The organism is Hymenobacter terrigena (genome assembly GCF_054776515.1).
In genome coordinates this window covers 356,089-373,369 of the sequence record NZ_BAAHBU010000002.1, presented here as the reverse complement: position 1 = coordinate 373,369, position 17,281 = coordinate 356,089, and the positions used below count along the sequence as shown (strand labels likewise).

At 63.2% G+C, this 17,281-nt stretch carries 14 protein-coding genes; 4 read left to right on the top strand and 10 right to left on the bottom strand.

What is annotated here, in order from left to right; translation table 11 throughout:
* Positions 1–6: 6 nt before the first annotated feature.
* Positions 7–1,419, bottom strand: coding sequence for a T9SS type A sorting domain-containing protein (locus ACYU7Q_RS08460; RefSeq protein WP_460609013.1), 1,413 nt, complete (start codon positions 1,417–1,419; stop codon positions 7–9).
* A 69-nt stretch (positions 1,420–1,488) separates the two neighbouring features.
* Positions 1,489–2,478 (bottom strand): hypothetical protein, encoded by a 990-nt coding sequence (locus ACYU7Q_RS08455; protein WP_460609012.1) that lies wholly within the window; start codon positions 2,476–2,478, stop codon positions 1,489–1,491.
* Positions 2,479–3,078: 600 nt separating this feature from the next.
* Here ACYU7Q_RS08455 and ACYU7Q_RS08450 point away from each other — a divergent pair.
* Entirely contained in the window at positions 3,079–3,480 is a 402-nt protein-coding gene (locus ACYU7Q_RS08450) for a hypothetical protein (protein ID WP_460609011.1), read from the top strand.
* 20 nt (positions 3,481–3,500) lie between these two features.
* Here the strand turns inward: ACYU7Q_RS08450 and meaB are convergent, their stop codons facing one another.
* Complete coding sequence (gene meaB, locus ACYU7Q_RS08445; protein WP_460609010.1) at positions 3,501–4,481, bottom strand: methylmalonyl Co-A mutase-associated GTPase MeaB; 981 nt, start codon at positions 4,479–4,481, stop codon at positions 3,501–3,503.
* A 176-nt stretch (positions 4,482–4,657) separates the two neighbouring features.
* On the opposite strand from meaB, the gene ACYU7Q_RS08440 reads away from it, so the two are divergent.
* Complete coding sequence (locus ACYU7Q_RS08440) at positions 4,658–6,094, top strand: DUF5723 family protein (RefSeq protein WP_460609009.1); 1,437 nt, start codon at positions 4,658–4,660, stop codon at positions 6,092–6,094.
* A 234-nt stretch (positions 6,095–6,328) separates the two neighbouring features.
* Here the strand turns inward: ACYU7Q_RS08440 and ACYU7Q_RS08435 are convergent, their stop codons facing one another.
* From ACYU7Q_RS08435 to ACYU7Q_RS08425, 3 genes are all read right to left on the bottom strand, one after another.
* Positions 6,329–7,423: a TolB family protein gene (locus tag ACYU7Q_RS08435; RefSeq protein ID WP_460609008.1), complete on the bottom strand. Its 1,095-nt coding sequence runs from the start codon at positions 7,421–7,423 to the stop codon at positions 6,329–6,331.
* Between the two features lie 86 nt (positions 7,424–7,509).
* Complete coding sequence (locus ACYU7Q_RS08430; protein WP_460609007.1) at positions 7,510–8,796, bottom strand: glycosyltransferase family 87 protein; 1,287 nt, start codon at positions 8,794–8,796, stop codon at positions 7,510–7,512.
* Between the two features lie 53 nt (positions 8,797–8,849).
* Entirely contained in the window at positions 8,850–9,617 is a 768-nt protein-coding gene (locus ACYU7Q_RS08425) for a L,D-transpeptidase family protein (RefSeq protein ID WP_460609006.1), read from the bottom strand.
* Between the two features lie 177 nt (positions 9,618–9,794).
* Here ACYU7Q_RS08425 and ACYU7Q_RS08420 point away from each other — a divergent pair, with 177 nt between their 5' ends.
* Both ACYU7Q_RS08420 and ACYU7Q_RS08415 read left to right on the top strand, forming a co-directional pair.
* Positions 9,795–12,269 carry an alkaline phosphatase family protein gene (locus tag ACYU7Q_RS08420; protein ID WP_460609005.1) on the top strand — a complete coding sequence of 825 codons (2,475 nt, stop codon included), beginning with the start codon at positions 9,795–9,797 and terminating at the stop codon, positions 12,267–12,269.
* 83 nt (positions 12,270–12,352) lie between these two features.
* A complete protein-coding gene (locus tag ACYU7Q_RS08415; protein ID WP_460609004.1) occupies positions 12,353–13,018 on the top strand; it encodes a DUF2461 domain-containing protein in 666 nt (221 codons plus the stop codon).
* Positions 13,019–13,078: 60 nt separating this feature from the next.
* On the opposite strand, the gene ACYU7Q_RS08410 is transcribed toward ACYU7Q_RS08415, so the two are convergent.
* The 4 genes from ACYU7Q_RS08410 to ACYU7Q_RS08395 all read right to left on the bottom strand — a co-directional run bounded on the left by ACYU7Q_RS08410 (position 13,079) and on the right by ACYU7Q_RS08395 (position 17,138).
* The gene (locus ACYU7Q_RS08410; protein WP_460609003.1) at positions 13,079–13,582 is read right to left on the bottom strand and encodes a DUF6702 family protein; all 504 of its coding nucleotides are present in this window, start codon (positions 13,580–13,582) and stop codon (positions 13,079–13,081) included.
* Positions 13,583–13,667: 85 nt separating this feature from the next.
* Complete coding sequence (gene rseP / locus ACYU7Q_RS08405) at positions 13,668–15,014, bottom strand: M50 family metallopeptidase (protein ID WP_460609002.1); 1,347 nt, start codon at positions 15,012–15,014, stop codon at positions 13,668–13,670.
* Between the two features lie 158 nt (positions 15,015–15,172).
* The gene (locus ACYU7Q_RS08400) at positions 15,173–16,339 is read right to left on the bottom strand and encodes a 1-deoxy-D-xylulose-5-phosphate reductoisomerase (protein WP_460609001.1); all 1,167 of its coding nucleotides are present in this window, start codon (positions 16,337–16,339) and stop codon (positions 15,173–15,175) included.
* Between the two features lie 88 nt (positions 16,340–16,427).
* Positions 16,428–17,138, bottom strand: a complete 711-nt coding sequence (locus ACYU7Q_RS08395) for a GAF domain-containing protein (RefSeq protein WP_460609000.1) — start codon at positions 17,136–17,138, stop codon at positions 16,428–16,430.
* Positions 17,139–17,281 lie beyond the last annotated feature (143 nt).

The following is a 17,281-nucleotide window of genomic DNA, read 5'->3' as shown; positions in this document are numbered from 1 at the left end:
GGGCAGTTAATGCCGCTCAATGCGTAACGTTTGCTCCGTGTTGCGGCGTTCGTCGTGCACGCGTAGCAGGTAGCAGCCGGCAGGTAGCCCGGCCAGCGAAAGCCGGGCCGGGTCCAATCCAGCCAGTGTCCCCGTCTGCATTTCCCGGCCCAGTAGGTCCAATAGCGCCCAGCGGCCCACCAGCACGTGCTCATCGGCCGTAACCAGCGTCAGGTCATTCGCAGTAGGGTTGGGGTAGGCGAAAACGCGGTTTTGGGGCGCGGGCTGACTGGGGCGGGTGGGGAGTAGCCGCGCCCAGCTACGCAGGCAAAACCAAAGGTGGGCGTAGATGGGCGAGGGGTTGTTGATGAGGTAGGTGTCGGTGCTGGCGGCCAACAGGTAGTTGCCGGCCGGCGTGAAACCCACGCCTACGGGCGTTTCATTGGCTCCTCCCCGGAACATCAGCGTATCGCGCAGCAACACGCCTTGGTGTGAAAACAGCTGCACCGTGACGTCCATATCATAGCCATTGTACCACGAGCCCATGCTGAGGTAGTTGCCGTTGGGCAGCTCCACCACCCGAGCTAAGCCCTGGCGCAGACTATTGCCCAACCGATACGGCCGAGTCCAGATGGTGTCTCCCACGGTGGTGAACTTGGCCAAGCCGCCATTCACCAGCCCTATCAGGTTACCATCGGAATCCAGCCGGATAGGCCCGGCCCCGGCTGGGCCGCTGAGCCGTTCCTGTTGGTACACGCCCAGCTCATTCACGCTGATAAGCTTGCTGCGGAGGCCGCCATAATTCGGCATGGACTCAACCAAATAGCCATTGGGCACGGCCACCAGCGTGCTGAGATAGCCCATCCGCGTATTGTCGTAGGGCAGCAAGTGGCTCCAGACCACCGCCCCGGCGGGGCTGTACTTAAACAGTGTGGGAATGGTCCCCAACGGCGTAGTTTTTACATCGCTGGCGAGGACATAATTGCCGTCGTTGCCCAGCACCAACGTATTGATGCCGTTCCCGGTCAGGCGGGTCCAGAGCGTGTCGCCAGTGGGGGTGAGCTTGGCCAAGCCGCCCCAGCTTTGCGAGGGTGTAACGGTGCTGTTGAACACCGTGGCCGATACGACGAGGTTGCCAGCTCGGTCCTCTATCACGCCCCGCGCATACACTCCGTTGCTTGTCGGAAACCGGATGCGCCGAGTCCAGAGCGTGTCGCCCACATAGTTCACTTTGCTGAGGTACAGCAAGTCGAACGAGGCCTTTTGGGTTTCGCCCACCATCACGAAGCCCCCAGTCACGGGCGTCATAAACTTGCCGGTTTCCCGCCGGGCGGGCGTGCTCACCAGCTTCGACCACAGCACCTGCGCCGCCACTGGCCCGCAGCCCAGCAACCACCCGACAAGTGAAAAAACGGTAATCCAGCAGTAAATCTTTTTCATGAGCAGCTAAAAAAGTTGTGAAAAAAACAGCGCGGAGCCACCCAGCCCCGCGCCATCTTCCCAGCCTACCTATACCACCCGTCGCACCACCACCGTGGCCTGCCCGCCAGCCTCACCCTCAAACTGCGCCGTGAGGTACCGCGCCATGTCCGGCCCCAGTTTCTCCCGCGTCAGCTCCGTCACCGCGCCGGCCGGGCAGGAGAGGGGCGTCGTTTTGGCTCCATCCTTCTGGGCCATCCATAGGAGCAGGGGTGTGGCGGCGCGGTTTTCCACGGTGAGGGTATAGGCCGGGCCGTAGTTCGTGTTGGCCAGGCGCACGGCGGCCCCGTCGGGCGCGGTCAGGGGCAGCGTGCGCACGATGCGCGGCCGGCCCCCCGCCGCTTGCCGGTACTGGCTGACCACTTTCTGGCGCTTGTTGGCCGCCACGAAGGCCGAGTCCAACGCCGCCCACTGAAACTTCGGGTCCGGGTCGGTGCGCTGGCCCGCAATCAGGGTTTGCATCAGGCGCAGGGCTGCGCTCAGGCGGCGCAGCAGTTCGGGCAGGGCCAGCGTGGCCAGGCGCGGGGCGGCCTTGGCCTCCGTCTGGGCATCGGCGGCCGCCTCAAAGGCATCAGCGGCATCGGCCGGGGCCTGAATTACAGCCTCGCTCAGGCGGAAATCCGTCCGCACCTTGGCCGGCAGGACGGCCACGGCCTTCACTAGGTCGCGCACGTGGTTTACGTCCTCGGCGGCGTCGCCGTAGCGCACGTCCGAATACGAGAGCGTAAACGCCTGCTTCAGCGCCAAATCGCCAATGCTCAGCGCGTAGCCCACGGCCCGGGCCGAGAGGGTAGCCGCGGCCGTGGCCATCGTTTCGCGGGCCGCGTCCTTCGCCGTGGTGGCGTGGGCAGTGGTCGTGTCCTGGGCCGCCTGCCGGGCCGCAATGGCCGCCACCAGTTCGGCGCGGTCGGTTTCGGCGGCTTGCAGGGGCGCAAAATCGGCCAGCTCTTTTGGGAAGCGGGCCACGGCCAAGCCCACGCGGTGGGCACTGTCAAAAAGGGAGGTATCTCTGTTGTCCATATGGGGTAAACAAATGTGGATTAGTATAAAAGCGAATGTAGGGGGGCGCGCCAATAGTCTCCCCGTTCCTCGCGCCGCCTTGCTTGCCCAACGGCCCAAAACCGATTCTACAACTCCCAAAGGGCCTTTCTGCGGCCAAAAAAATGTGTCAGGCAGTGCGTGGGGCATGTCAACCTCCGCGCGGGCCGTGTCAACTTGCATGTGGACCATGGCAACCTCCGCGTGGCGTATGTCAACCTGCACTTAAACCCTGTCAACCTATGCGTGGGCCTTGTCAACCCGCAGTTGGGGCATGTCAACCCATACTTTGCCCATGTCAACCGGCATTTGGGCCAGGTCAGCTTGCACGAGGACTATGTTAGCTCCCACACATCGACCCAACCTCCCGCAAGCGCCCGGCAGCGAACACCTGCCCAATATCGAACAGCTTTTTACTCTCATGAATAACGAATTTTATAAATAAAAACTTGAAAAATAATTACTTATAAAATTGGCACAACAATGGAAATAACCTGGTTACCCCCGGCCCGCCACCGCTCAAAACCGGACACCAGCCGGGGGCGCATCACCTCCATTTCCACCTTTTTACTGCTTGTTGCCATGAATCTCGCCGCCCACCTCCGCCCCGCCATTTTCGCCCTGACTACCGGGGTCAGCTTCGCCGCCCAGGCCCAGCCGTCGCAGCCCGTGCAAGTCACCCAGCCCGATGCCGCCAGCCTGCGCGTCCGCATCTATAACGCCTTCAGCCGGCCCATCTCGATGCGGGTAGAAAACCTCAGCACCGCCACTTACATCCTCGACGAAACCCACCGCCTGCCCGCCTACGGCACCCTGCTCAAGTTCAACACGCTGCCCAGCGGCCGCTACGCCCTCACCCTCCGCGTCGGCCCCGACCGTTACCGCTACACCATCCAGGTCGAGAACAAAGCCCCCGGCGCCGCCACCATCGCCGTGCGCGAAACCACCACGCACCGCGTCGAAAGCGGCCTGGCCGCGCTGTAGCCGGTCGGCAAAGGCTACAACTATAACCCCAGCAATTCCTCGGCCGCCGCGAAGGGCGTGAGCTGGCCGGCGGCCACGGCGGCCTGCACCGCTGGCAGCCGCTCCCGCACCCGGGCATCGGCGTAAAAGCGCGATTCCAGCGCCTGCGCGATGCTTTGGTGCAGCCACTGCAACTGCTGCTGCTGCCGCCGCTGCCCGAAATAGCCATTGGCCCGGGTGGCGGCGGCGTAGTTTTCAATCACGTCCCACACCGCCGCAATGCCCGTCCCGTCCACCGCCGAGGTGAGCAGCACCGGCACCGCCTGCCCCGACGGCGGCGCCGGAAACAGGTGCAGCGCGCTCTGGTAGTCCACTTTGGCGCGGCGGGCGGCCTGCTCGTTGCCGTGGTCGGCCTTGGTAATGCACAGGGCATCGGCCATTTCCATGATGCCGCGCTTAACGCCCTGCAATTCATCCCCGGCCCCGGCCAGCATCAGCAGCAGGAAGAAATCGACCAACCCGTGCACCGTGGTTTCGGACTGGCCCACGCCTACCGTCTCCACAATAATCACGTCGTGGCCCGCCGCTTCGCATAATAACAGCGCTTCGCGCGTGGCTCGTGCCACCCCGCCCAGGCTGCTGCCGGCGGGAGAGGGGCGGATGAAGGCCGCTGGCTGGGCCGAGAGCCACGGCATCCGCGTCTTGTCGCCGAGAATGCTGCCGCCGCCGCGCTGGCTGCTGGGGTCCACGGCCAGCACGGCCAGTTTCAGGCCCTTTTCTTCGACCAAAAACCGGCCAAGGGCTTCAATAAACGTGCTTTTGCCCACGCCCGGCACCCCCGTAATGCCCACCCGCAGGCTGCGCCCCGTGTGCGGCAGCACCGCCTGCAATACCTCCTGGGCCAGGGTGTGGTCGCTGGGCAGGGTGCTTTCGACGAGGGTGATGGCGCGGCCCAGCACCGTGCGGGAGCCGGCCCGGATGCCAGCGGCGTACTCGGCGGCGGAAAGGCGTTTGGGAGGCAATGTTTGGGCGGTTGGCGTTAGCTTGCGGATGCAAAGAACGGGCGTTTCGGTAATCAATACCGCCACGGGGCGCGAATAGTCGACGCGGCCGGCGCGTTGGCCGACTGCGGTTGTGCCCACCAACTGGCGCTTGGTTCTTTGCACCCGCATCCCTCACCACCCCTTATTTGTTCTGCATGAATCCATCATTACGCTTTTTATCGCTGGCCGCCGGGCTGGCCCTGCCCGCCACCGCCTTCGCCCAAAACGAGCTCAGCAACTTCTCGGCCACGGGCCGGGGCGGCGTCATCAACACCTTCGCCACCGACTACCAGGCCGTCGGCATCAACCCCGCCAACCTGGGCCGCAACACCAATTTCCGGGTGGCCTTCACCATCGGCGAAGTAGGCGCGGGCATCGGGTCGCAGTCGCTCACCAAAACCACCTTCAAGCACATTCTTTACGACGGCAAGCAGAGCATTGGGGCCGCCGAAAAGGCCACGCTGGTCGACCAGCTCTCCGGCGACAACGTGCTGAACCTGAACCTCGACACCAACCTCTTCGGTTTTGCGGTGACGCTGCCCAACGGCCTGGGCGGCCTGGCTTTCAGCAGCCGGCAGCGCATCGGCGGCCACCTGGCCCTCAACCGCAACGCCGCCGACATCATCATCAACGGCCAGAATGCCGCCGTGGTGAAGCAATATTACCCCACGCCCAACACCAGCGGCACGCCCACGCCCACGGCTGCCAACGCGCCCCTGATTTCTACGGTGCTGGACGGCACCAGCATCCAGGCGGCCGTGACCAACGAATTCAACGTAGCCTACGGCATCCAGGTGTATCAGAATGAGGCTTTCAAACTGTCGTTGGGGGCGGGCTACCGCTACATCCAAGGCATTGGCATTGCCGATATCCGGGTGAGTGGCGGCAACCTGACCGCCTACACGTCGCTCTCGCCGGTGTTCGATGTGAACTACGGCGCGCTGGCCACCAATGCTTCGAACTTCAACTATGAGTCGGGCTCAGGCCTGCACCCGGTGGGCCACGGCAACGGCTTCGATGCCGGTGTATCGGCCGAAATCGGCAAAATCTTCCGCTTGGGCGCGTCGGTGACGGACATGGGTTCGATGACCTGGACCGGCAACGTGCTCGAAGCTTCGGACCAGAAGCTGCAGCAAACTTCCTCCACGGGCGTGACGACCTACAACGTGTTCAAGGAAATCAGCTCGCAGTTTGATACCGACAAGCAGAACCTGTTCACCTACACCACGGCCAAGGAGCGCACGGCCGCCCTGCCCGCCAAGCTGCGCCTGGGCGGCGGCATCCGCATCAACAAATTCTTCGAAGCCGGCCTCGACCTCACCGCGCCCCTCAACAAGGTGGCCGGCAACCTCACCACCACCTTCGTGGGCCTAGGCGTCGACTACAAGCCCCTGAACTGGCTGAAGCTAAGCAGCGGCTTCACCGGCGGCGCGGGCTACGGCAAGAGCCTGCCGCTGGGCCTCACCATCGTATCGCCGCTGTGGGAGGCAGGCATCAGCACCCGCGACGTAGTGGGCCTGCTCAGCGAAACCTCGCCGTATTCGTCGGTTGCGTTCGGCGTGCTGCGCTTCAAGATTGGTGCCAGCGAGTAGGGCCGCCTGTCAGCACACAGGGCGTTTGTCATTGCGAGCGAAGCGCGGCAATCCGTCGTGTTCTCAGCGACTAACCTAATAATGTGAAAAGCCCCGACACTGCGCAGTGTCGGGGCTTTTTGCGTTTCAAAACAGGCATATCACATCTTCAAGTTGGTCGCTGAGAACAGGACGGATTGCCGCGCTTCGCTCGCAATGACAAACGCCCTGTGCCCCGCAAGGACAACCCCCTGACTACGGCACCACCACAAACGCCGGCAGGCCCAGCTTGCTGCGGCGGCCACCCAGTTTCAAGCCTTCGTCCACGTATTTGCAGTCCTTGCCCGGGGCGTTGGGCTGCTCGATGACGCCGAGGTTGGGGTTGTCTTCGCGGGCCACGTAGATGCGGCCATCAGGCCCGAGCTGGAGGGCGCCGATTTTGCGGTTGGCCGACTTGCCCACCAACGTTTTTTCCTTGGTTTTGAGGTCGAATTGCCAGATTTGGGTTTCGCCGCCGCCGGTGCCGTTGCAGGTGCCATACACCTTGGTGCCGTCGGGCGAAAACTCTACGCCGTAGGCTTCGGCGAAGGGTCCGAAGCTGCGCGGGTTGCTCACCTTGCCGGTATTGCGGTCGAAATCATAGATTTCAAACTTGTTGGTTTCGCGCCACAGCGCAGCCGCCAGGTGTTTGCCGTCGGGCGAGAACTTGAGCGCGCCAATGGCGTTGCGGCCGGGGCCGGCGTTCATGCTGCCCACGTTGCTCATCAGCGGCTTGGCCGATACGCCATCGGCCGTGACGAGGTAGCTCACGAAGGCGTTGGAGTTCCAGCGGTGGGCCACCACCCAGGTGTCACGGCCGTTGGCATGGCGCACGGCGGCCAGCTTTTCGGCCACCGGCTGAATGAGCAGCAGGTTCACCCGGGGCAGGTCGCCGAAGCCGTCGTCGCGGGTCATGTCCACGATGGAATAGCGCAGGCCATTGGGCGTGCCTTGCGGCGCTACCGTGAAGATGTAGAACACGTTGCCCGAGCCCGGGTCGGGCACGATGAGGGCCGATTGGGTGCTGCTGCCGCTGCCCATCAGCTTGCGGCCGTTGGGCATGGGCTGGTGCTTGCGGTTCCACACGGTTTCGCCGTTGGTGTAGAAGAGCAATTCTCCCTTGGCGGTGGTGGCTACGGCGCAGCCCTCGTAGGTGCTCATCTTGCCGTCATTCAGGGGTTTGGGCGTGCCATCGGCGAAGCTGAGGCCGGCCTGCTGGCCGAAATACCAGATGTCAGTAGGGCGCTGGGCGCGGGCAGCTACAGTGAGCAGCAGCGGCAACAGGGCGAGAAAAAGGCGTTTTGAGCGCATTGGGTTGAAAAGTAGTTCGCGGGGTTAACGAAAAAATCAGGCCAATCGATTTGTGCATTTGCCCAATCAGCTGAGCGCCGCCCGGCTTATGCGCGCAGTGGCGCCGGTGGGCGTGGCCCAAGCACCAGCAGGTACAGCAGCAGCCCCAGCGTGGCCAGCGGCAGTGTGAAGTAAAGCAGCTGCAATGCCGCCGGCTGCCCCAGCCGGTCGAGCAGGCCGTTAATGGGCAGGAAAAACGGCACCGTCAGCGCCAGCAGTCCCGCCTGCACCCGCACCGGAAAGGCCCGCCCGTAGGCCAGCAACGGCAGCAGCAGCAGGGCATCGTACACCACATGGTAGGTGAAAAGCAGGCCCAGCAAGTGCAGCAGCAGCAGCACGTAGAGCCCATCGAAGGACCGGCCGACCCGCCACAGACCCCAGAGTCGGAATAGCACGAGCCCCACCAGCCCCACCCCCGCAAGGCCAGCCCAACGGTGACCACCGGGCCGCAGAAACTCCAGCAGGTTGCGCAGCTCAAACTGCAGAATCATGCCCCGGCCCAGCGGGTAATTGGGCTGCGTGGGGCGCACCACGTCGGCCTGCACATAGTCGAGCAGGTGGCGGTAGCTGGCCAGGCTGGCGGCCGGGTCGGCAGCCCAAAACCAGAACAAGGCCAGCAGCGCCCCGCCCACGGCTCCGCCCACCACGATGCTGCGCCAACGCTTCTCCAACAGGAATAACCCAATAAATGGCAGCGCCACGGTGATTTTGAACGAGGCCAGCCCCAGGAGCACCCCGGCCAGCGTGCGCCGTCCCGCGCCGGCGGCCCACCAGGCCCCGGTGGCCAGCGCGAGGGCCAGAAACGTGTTTTGCCCATTGATGAGGGCCACCACGGTGGCTTTTAGGGCCAAGGCGGTGAGGAACAGGTCGGCGGTGGTGAGCGGCGGGGCGTGGAGGCGTACTAGGGCGCGCTGGGTGGCGTAGCAGGCGGCCAGCAAAGCCAGCAGTACCACGCCGTACCACAGCGGCCAGGCCAGGCCGTAGGGCAGGGCGCCCAGCAGCAGCCCCAACCAGGCCGCCGCCCAGGGCGGGTAGATAAACGCCTGGTCGGGCAGGCCGGGGGTACTGTGCGATGCTAAGTTTTCGTCGGCCACAATGCGCCGCCAGCTTTCCCGAATGTCGTGGTCCTGGTAGGGGTCGAGGCCGTGGCGTAGGGCCCACTGGCCCACGTAGGCGGGGCGGAAATCCACCGGCCGGTCGGGGCCGAAGTGCACGGCGCCGAGCTTGGTGAGGTTGGCGGCGGCCACCAGCGCCAGCACCAGCACCAGCCCCGGCGGCAGGGCAAACCAGCGCCGCACCGCCCGGCCGGCTTGGTGAATAACGGAAGAATTCATGCAAAAAACGCCGCTGAACTGCGCGGCCGGTCAAACTTACGCCCGCCGCGCCGCTACTTGCCGGCTACGGCCAGCGGCATCAGCTCGGCCGGCTCGTGGTGTTTTTCGAAATATGCGTAGCCCGGCATCAATCCGCGCCAGAAGGCCTGGTGCGGGCTCGTGGCGTGCTTCGCCAACTCAACTTCCGTAATTGGAAACGGGAAAATTTGCACCGGAATCACTGCTTGCCCGGCCGCCCGGGCCGTGACGGCCAGCAGGTACACTTCTTCGATGCCGGCATTGGTGATGGGCAGGCAGCCGATGCTGGCTTCGCCGCCGTGGATGAAAATGTCGCCGCCGGGGTTGGGCTCGCCCAGTGCCAAATCGGCAGCATTGGGGTAGTTGAGGCCGAGGGAGAGGTGGAAGTTGCTCTTGGGATTAAAGCGGTCGATTTCGTAGAAGCCTTCCGGCACCTGGTAGTCGCCGGCCCGGCGCTTGGGGCCGAGCGAGCCCGAGGTGGCGGCCAGCGGGTAGGCGTGGAGCAGCTCAAACGGCCCGCCGCCTTGGTTGCGCGCCCACACTTCCAGCTCCACCCGGGTTTTCACAAGCCGAAACATGATTTCCAGCCGGCGCGGGTCGAGGTAGTGGGTGCGCAGCAGAGTGGCTACCGCCGGGCCGGCAGTTGCTTCAGCGGCCCGCACGCGGGGGAATAGCCGCTGCTGTCGCCAGAAATCGGCTGAATTCGTGCCGGGCAGGCCCTCGGCGGGCGTGGTGCAGGACTGGGCCAGCAGCTGAAAAACAGGCAATACCAACAGCACGCAGCACGAGAGTCGACGCAGCATAAAAACAACCGGAATGAAGAGGAATGCGCCTACAACGGCATTCAGGAGTTTCTATTTTATACCGACCGTAAAAGCCCGGGCGCCGCATCGATAATGCCTGCGTAATGGGTGCGACGCGGCCCGTCCGCTACCTTCGCGGTGGCTGGAGCGGTGGTTTCTCCGTCCGGCTGCCTGCTTATGCGTATTCTCGTTACATACCGCTGCCTCGCCTCCTTATTGCCGCTGCTGGCGCTAATTGGCTGTTCCGGCAACCCCAGCACCAAGTCCGCGCCCGAAGCGCCGGGCGTGCTGCCCGGCCCCATCGCCGGCACCAGTCAGACGCAACTCTCCAACGGCTGGAAACTCAGCCCCGCCGGCACCTCCACGCCCCTCGGCGACCTGCCCCTGAGCCTGCAGACCAGCCCCGACGGCCGCCTGGCCGCCGTAACCAATGCCGGCTGGGGCGAAAACTCGGTGCAGCTCCTCGATGCCACCACCGGCCAGGTGCTCGACACCAAAGTGGTGCCGGCCGCCTGGGCCGGCCTCGCCTTCGCCCCCGATGGGCGCACGCTCTACGCCTCCGGCGGGCAGCACAACCGCATTCACTGCTTCCGGATTGAGGGCCAGAAACTCCAGCCCGACAGCGCTTTCGTGCTGGGCGAAAAATGGCCAAAGCAGAAAATCGGCGTGGCCGGCCTCGCCGTCGATGGCCGCCGCAGCGTACTCTACGCCGTGACGCGGGAGGATAATTCGCTCTACACCTTCGACCTGAAAACGCGCCGCATCCTGCGCACCCTCAAGCTGCCGGCCGAAGCCTACGGCACCTTGCTCAGCCCCGACGGTGCCCGGCTTTACATCACGCTTTGGGGCGGCCACGCGGTAGCGGTGTACGATACCGAAAAGCAGGCGCTGCTCGCTACTATTCCCGTCGAAAGCCACCCCAACGACCTCGCCCTGACCCGCGACGGCCGCCGCCTGTTCGTGGCCAACGCCAACAGCAACTCGGTTTCCGTCATCGATACCCGCGCCGGCCTCGTCACCGAAACGCTGAATACGGCCCTTTTCCCCGCTTCGCCCGCTGGCAGCACCCCCGATGGCCTGGCCCTGAGCGCCGACGACAGCCAATTGTTCATCGCCAATGCCGACAACAACTGCCTGGCCGTGTTCGACGTGCGCGAGCCCCGCGCCAGCCGGCCGCTGGGCTTCATCCCCACAGGCTGGTACCCCACGGCGGTGCGCGTAGTCGGCCAGCAGCTCCTGGTTACCAACGGCAAAGGCAGCACTTCCAAACCCAACCCCGACGGCCCTAACCCGGTGCGCGATGTGGGCGAAAAAGGCAAAGGCTACATCGGCGGGCTGCTGCTGGGCTCACTCTTGCGCCTGCCCGTGCCCGATGAAAAGGCCCTGGCTGCGTTCTCCACTCAGGTCTACGCCAATACGCCCTTCACTAAAACCCGTGAGGCTGCGCCCGATGTACCCGCCGGCAGCCCCGTGCCCCAGCGCGTGGGCGATGCCTCGCCCATCAAGCACGTTTTCTACATCATCAAGGAAAACCGCACCTACGACCAGGTGCTCGGCGACCTCCCGGCCGGCAACGGCGACGCTAGCCTCTGCCTCTTCCCCGAAAAGGTGACGCCCAACCACCACGCCCTAACCCGGGAGTTTGTGCTGCTTGATAATTTCTACGTCGATGCCGAGGTGAGCGCCGACGGCCACAACTGGAGCACCGCCGCCTACGCCACCGATTTCGTGGAGAAAAGCTGGCCTAGCAACTACAGCGGCCGGGGCGGCGAGTACGATTTTGAGGGCAACCGGGGCGAAGTAGCCGAGCCCAAAGATGGCTTTCTGTGGGACTACTGCCGCCGCGCCGGCCGCAGTTTCCGCAGCTACGGCGAGTTTGTGTACAAGGGCAAAGCTAGCCTGCCGGCCATCGTAGGCCACTTTTGCGAGCCCTACGCCGGCTTCGACCTGCACGTGCGCGACGTGGACCGCGAGCGCATCTGGGAGCAGGATTTCGACCGCCTCGTGACCGCCAACCAACTGCCCGACCTCAGCATTATCCGCCTGCCCAACGACCACACCTTCGGGGCGCGCAAGGGCGAATTCAGCCCCCTGAGCTACGCCGCCGACAATGACTTAGCCCTAGGCCGCCTCATCGAACACCTCTCCAAAAGTCCCGTCTGGAAGGAATCAGTGGTGATGATAGTGGAAGACGATGCCCAGAATGGCCCCGACCACATCGACGCGCACCGTTCCACGGCCTACCTCGCGGGCCCCTACATCCGCCGCCACGCCGTGGTGCACACCGCCTACACTACCTCCGGCATGCTGCGCACGCTGGAGCTCATCCTCGGCCTGCCGCCCATGAGCCAGTACGATGCCGCTGCCCTGCCGCTCTGGGCCTGCTTCACCGCGAAACCCGATTTTAAACCCTATACCCTGCGCCCCGCTACCACCCCACAGGACGTGCGCAATACCGCCTTCAACGCCCCCGCCCGCCGCTCCCTCAAGTTCGATATGACCCGCGAAGACGCCGCGCCCGACCTAGCTTTCAACGAGAGCATCTGGCAAGCCATTCGCGGTGAAAACAGCCACATGCCCGCTCCGCGCCGCGCCGCATTTCTGCGCGAGGCGAAGACCGAGCATGAGGAAGCAGAAGGGGAGGATGACTGAAAAAGAAGAAAAGGCCGTCATGCCTCGGCTCCGCTCGGCATGACGTTCAAGTTAGATAACCGCCTACCGCATCCCCAATTCCCATGCAGCTCAAACCTCTCTTCACCTTTCTCACCGCCCTTACTAAAAACAACGACCGGCCCTGGTTCCAGGAACGCAAAGCCACTTACGACGCGCTGCGCAAGCAATTTGAGGAAGATGCCGAATTCTGGTATCAGGAGCTGGCCAAGCTCGACCCGGGCATCGCGGGCCCCAAAGGCCGCAAAAGCATCTTCCGCATTTACCGCGACGTGCGGTTCAGCAACAACAAAGACCCGTACAAAACACACTTCTCGGCCTACTTCACCGCCAGTGGCAAGGACATCGAAACGCCCGGCTACTACGTCCAAATTGGCCCGAGTGGCAATACGCTCATCGGCGGCGGTTTTTACATGCCTGATAAAACGCAGTTGGCCGCCATCCGTCAGGAAATCGACTACAACGCCGACAAGCTAAAAGCCATTCTGGCCGCGCCCGATTTCCAACGCTACTTCGGCACCATAAGCGGCGACAAGCTCAAAAAATCACCCGCCGCCTATTCCGTTGACCATCCTGAAATCGAGTTATTGAAACATAAAAGCTTTACCGCCACACACCTGATGGCGGATGCCGAAGTGCTAAGCCACGCCGATTTCCGCGCCCATGTCGTGGATGTATTTGCCGCGATGGTGCCGTTCTGCCAGTTCCTGCGCGGCGCGATTGAGGCGTAGCGTGGACTTTTAGTCCGCGAGTTCAATGATTCTATTCGCGGACTAAAAGTCCGCGCTACATCACCAGCCGATGGTTTCCTCCTCGTGGCCGGCGCGGAACAGGGCGCTTTGCTTCTTGCCGTTGGCCTCGATGTTCACGATGTTCATCTGGTCGGCGAAGGTGTCGAGCAGCACGGCTTGGCGCAGCTTCACGGCCGTGACCGGGCCGGGCAAGGGCACTTTGCAATAGAACCAGCAGCCGTCGTTTTCAGCCTGCATGCCCAGCACTTGCAGCAGCAGGGGCTTGCCGCTCGTCACGCTCACCTGCAAGGTGCGTTGGAAGTAGGCCGTGGCCAACACCAGCGGGCGTGGCCCGGCATCGGTGAGGTTGACGCGAGTGGGCTGGCCTTGCGAAAGCGCCTTCTCAAAGTCATCAACGAAGACTTTGACCGAAATCTCCAACTGCTTTTTGGCCGCGTTGTAGCGCAACTCCGTGATGGTGGAGTGGTAGGCGTGGAACGCTGGCGCCGCCCCGGCCAGCGGAAAGAGCAGCAGTGTAACAGCAAGAAGGGTGAGCAGGCGCATGGGCGAGAAACTGATTGAGTGAAAAAAAGAACGTCATGCTTCGACTTCGCGCAGCATGACGTTCTGGATAACCTATCGGTTCCGTTTAGTGGAACAGCTTCATCACCTGCTTGAACACAATCACATACGCCATCAGGGCCAGAATCAGGACCGTGCCCACGCGCTGGGCGCCCTCCAGAAACTTATCCGATGGCTTGCGGCGCAGAATCATTTCGTAGAGCAGGAACACCACGTGGCCGCCATCGAGGGCCGGAATGGGCAGCAGGTTCATGAAGGCCAGTACCATGCTCAGGCCACCGGCCAAGCCCCAGAAGTGCTGCCAATCCCAGATGCCACCGAATTGCTGCGCAATTTCAACCGGCCCGCCCAGACTTTCCGAGGCCGAAGCCTCGCCCTTGAAAATCTTGCCGAAGGCCCGCGCCTGCAAGCCAATCACCCCAAACGCCTTGCTCACACCCTGCGGAATGGACTCGGCCAGCGTGTACTTGCGGGTGCCGAGCTGCAGGGTCGACTTGCGCTCGAAGCCGATGCGGCCCGAGCTGGTGACGGCAATATTCAGCGTGAAGGGCTGGCCGCCGCGCTGTACCTGCACGGGTACAGTTTTGTCCTTGTTGGCCAGCAGCACCGCTTGGAGCTCGTCGAAGAACTGTACCGGCTGGCCGGCCACGTTCGTAATCACGTCGCCCACTTGTAGGCCGGCTTTGGCGGCGTTGCCGCCGGGCGTCACGCGGTCCACGGCGAAGGTTTCGCGGGGGCGCACCAGCAGACTGTCAGCGCTTTGCTTGCCGAATTTATCGAGGAAGTTTTTCGGAATTTTGATGTCTTCCAGCTGCCCGTTGCGCTCCACGGTGTAGTAGGAGTTGTCGCCCATGATGACCTCAGGCTTGTACACGTCATCGAACTCGGCGAACGGCCGGCCGTTGATTTTCACAATCTTGTCGCCGGTGCGGAAGCCGATTTCGCGGCCCAAACCGTTAGGCAGAATGCCGTAACGGGCCTCCGAAGCTGGCAGAAACGTGTCGCCGTAGTGGTACGTCATCGCCCCGAAGATGATGATGCCCAGAATCACGTTCATGATGATGCCGCCGAGCATCACCAGCAGGCGCTGCCAAGCGGGCTTGCCCCGGAACTCGTCGGGCTGCGGCGGGCCGGCCAGGGCCGAGGCGTCCTGCGTCTCGTCAATCATGCCGTGAATCTGCACGTAGCCGCCCAGTGGGAACCAGCCAATGCCGTACTCCGTCTCGCCAATCTTCTTTTTGACCAGCGCGAAGTTGGCCACGTTGGGCATCGGAAACAGAAAGTCGAAGAAGATGTAGAACTTATCGACCCGGATTTTAAAGAGCTTGGCGAAGGCGAAATGGCCGAATTCGTGCAAGCCAACGAGGATAGAAAGTGCCAGCACAAGCTGGCCAATCATGGTGAGGATAGCCAAGGGAAACGAACTAGATAAGGAGAAGTTGAGAAAAGAATGAGTCCGTCATGCAGAGCGCAGCGAAGCATCTTTACCGCGCGACGCAATCCAACTGATGGGATTAGTGACTGCGGACAAGATGCTTCGCTACGCTCTGCATGACGTTCTGGCCGGTTACGTTAAACCAGGGTTTCGGCCAGCCGGCGTGTTTCCGCGTCGGTAGCCACCAGGTCGGCCAATATCGGCTCCGCAAGGTACGATACCCGCGCCAGGCACTCGGCCACAAGGTCTGACATCTGACGGAAGCCCACCTGCTCCCGCAAAAATGCGGCCACGGCTACCTCGTTGGCGGCGTTGAGGATGCAGGGCGCGTTGCCGCCCCGCCGCATGGCCCCAAAGGCCAGCTCCAGGTTGGGGAACGCGGCCCGGTCGGGTGCTTCAAACGTGAGCGTAGGATAATCTAAAAAGGAGAAGCGCGGGAAGGTGTTGGCCAGCCGCTGCGGGTAGCCCAGCGCGTACTGGATGGGCAGTTTCATATCGGGCAGGCCAAGCTGGGCTTTCAGTGAGCCGTCCTCGAACTGCACCAGCGAATGCACGATGCTTTGCGGGTGCACCACCACGTCAATCTGCTCATTGGTAAGCCCAAACAACCACTTGGCTTCGATTACTTCGAGGCCTTTGTTCATGAGCGAGGCCGAGTCGATGGTGATTTTGGCGCCCATGTCCCAGTTGGGGTGTTTCAAGGCCTGGGCCTTGGTCACGGTTTCCATCTGCTGGGCGGTGCGGCCCCGGAACGGCCCACCCGAGGCCGTGAGAATGATTTTCTCGATGGGGTTGGCTTCCTCGCCCACCAGGCACTGAAAAATGGCCGAATGCTCCGAATCGACGGGCAGCAGGCGCACGTTGTGCTGCTTGATGAGGGCGGTAATCAGCTCGCCGGCCACCACCAGGGTTTCCTTATTGGCGAGGGCAATGTCCTTGCCGGCCCGGATGGCGGCCACCGTGGGCAGCAGCCCGGCGTAGCCCATCAGGGCGGTGAGCACGATGTCGATTTCGGGGCGCGTCACCACTTCGGCCAGGGCGGCGGTGCCGGCCAGAACTTCGGTTTCGGGCTGGTCGGCGAGGGCGGCTTTCAGGGATTGGTAGCAGCTTTCGTCGCCGATAACCACGGCGGCGGGCCGAAACTCGCGGGCCTGTCGGGCCAGCAGTTCCCACTGCCGCTGCGCGCTGAGCACCGCCACCCGGAACCGGCCCGGCTGCTGCCGCACCACCTCCAGCGCCTGCGTGCCAATGGAACCCGTCGCGCCGAGCAACGCCAGCGTTTTTACCTTCTTTTCTTCAAGCATAATGATGCAAACACGGAAACGGCGCAAAAGTACGCCGCCCCTGCGCTCACGGAACAGGTTGTCATTCCTCCTGCATCGGAAGTAAGCATTATACCCGTTTGAGCGTAGCGGCCACGAACTGGTCGACAATAGCCGCGATGGATTTTACCTCGGCCACCACGCTCTCGGTGAGCTGCGCCGGGGCATCCGTGCCCGCCGTGCGCTCGGCCAAAGCAGTGAGGCGGGAGAGCTGGCCACCAATGGCTTGGTACACGGGGTTCCAGAGCACGGCGGTGCTATCGGCGTGCGCGCCCAGGATGCGGCGCAGCTCCAGCAGGCGCATTACCAGGCCGGCCAGGGTGGCCAGCAGGGCGCGCTCGACGGGAGAAAACTGCCGGGGCGGGCCGTCGTACACGCACAGCGAGCCGAGGTTGTAGCCCTCGGGCGTGCGCAGGTTGTGGCCGGCGTAGAAGCTCAGGCCCAGCTGCTGTAGCAGGGAAATGTCGACGCCCGGTGCGCTGGCCAGGTTCATGTTTTCATACACCGCCGTTTCGTCCTGCAAAATGGTGGCCGAGCACATGCTTTGCCCACGCGGCACGCGCTCGATGTTTACTGGCAGGTTGTAGGGAGCTTTTACCAACACCTCATCTTTCTCCACAATGGAAAGCATGGCGTTGGAAACGCCGAACAGCCGGGCGGTGGCGGCCACTACATCATCGAGGACTTTTTCGCTGCGCGCATCCAGCAGCTGGTAGCTTGCAAGGGCTTGCAGCCGGGCCGCGTCGTTGGCCGGTATCAGGGAAATAGAATTATCAACCAAAATAAAACAGGTAAGAAGGCGCGGCCAGGAAGAGGCGAATGGCGCTGGCTGGCCGAAAAGCGGCTGCCGGTACCGCCGAGGTTTCGGGTACTGCTTGTACCCTGGGCAGGGGGCCAGGGTTGCGTGACTGCGCCGGGATGATG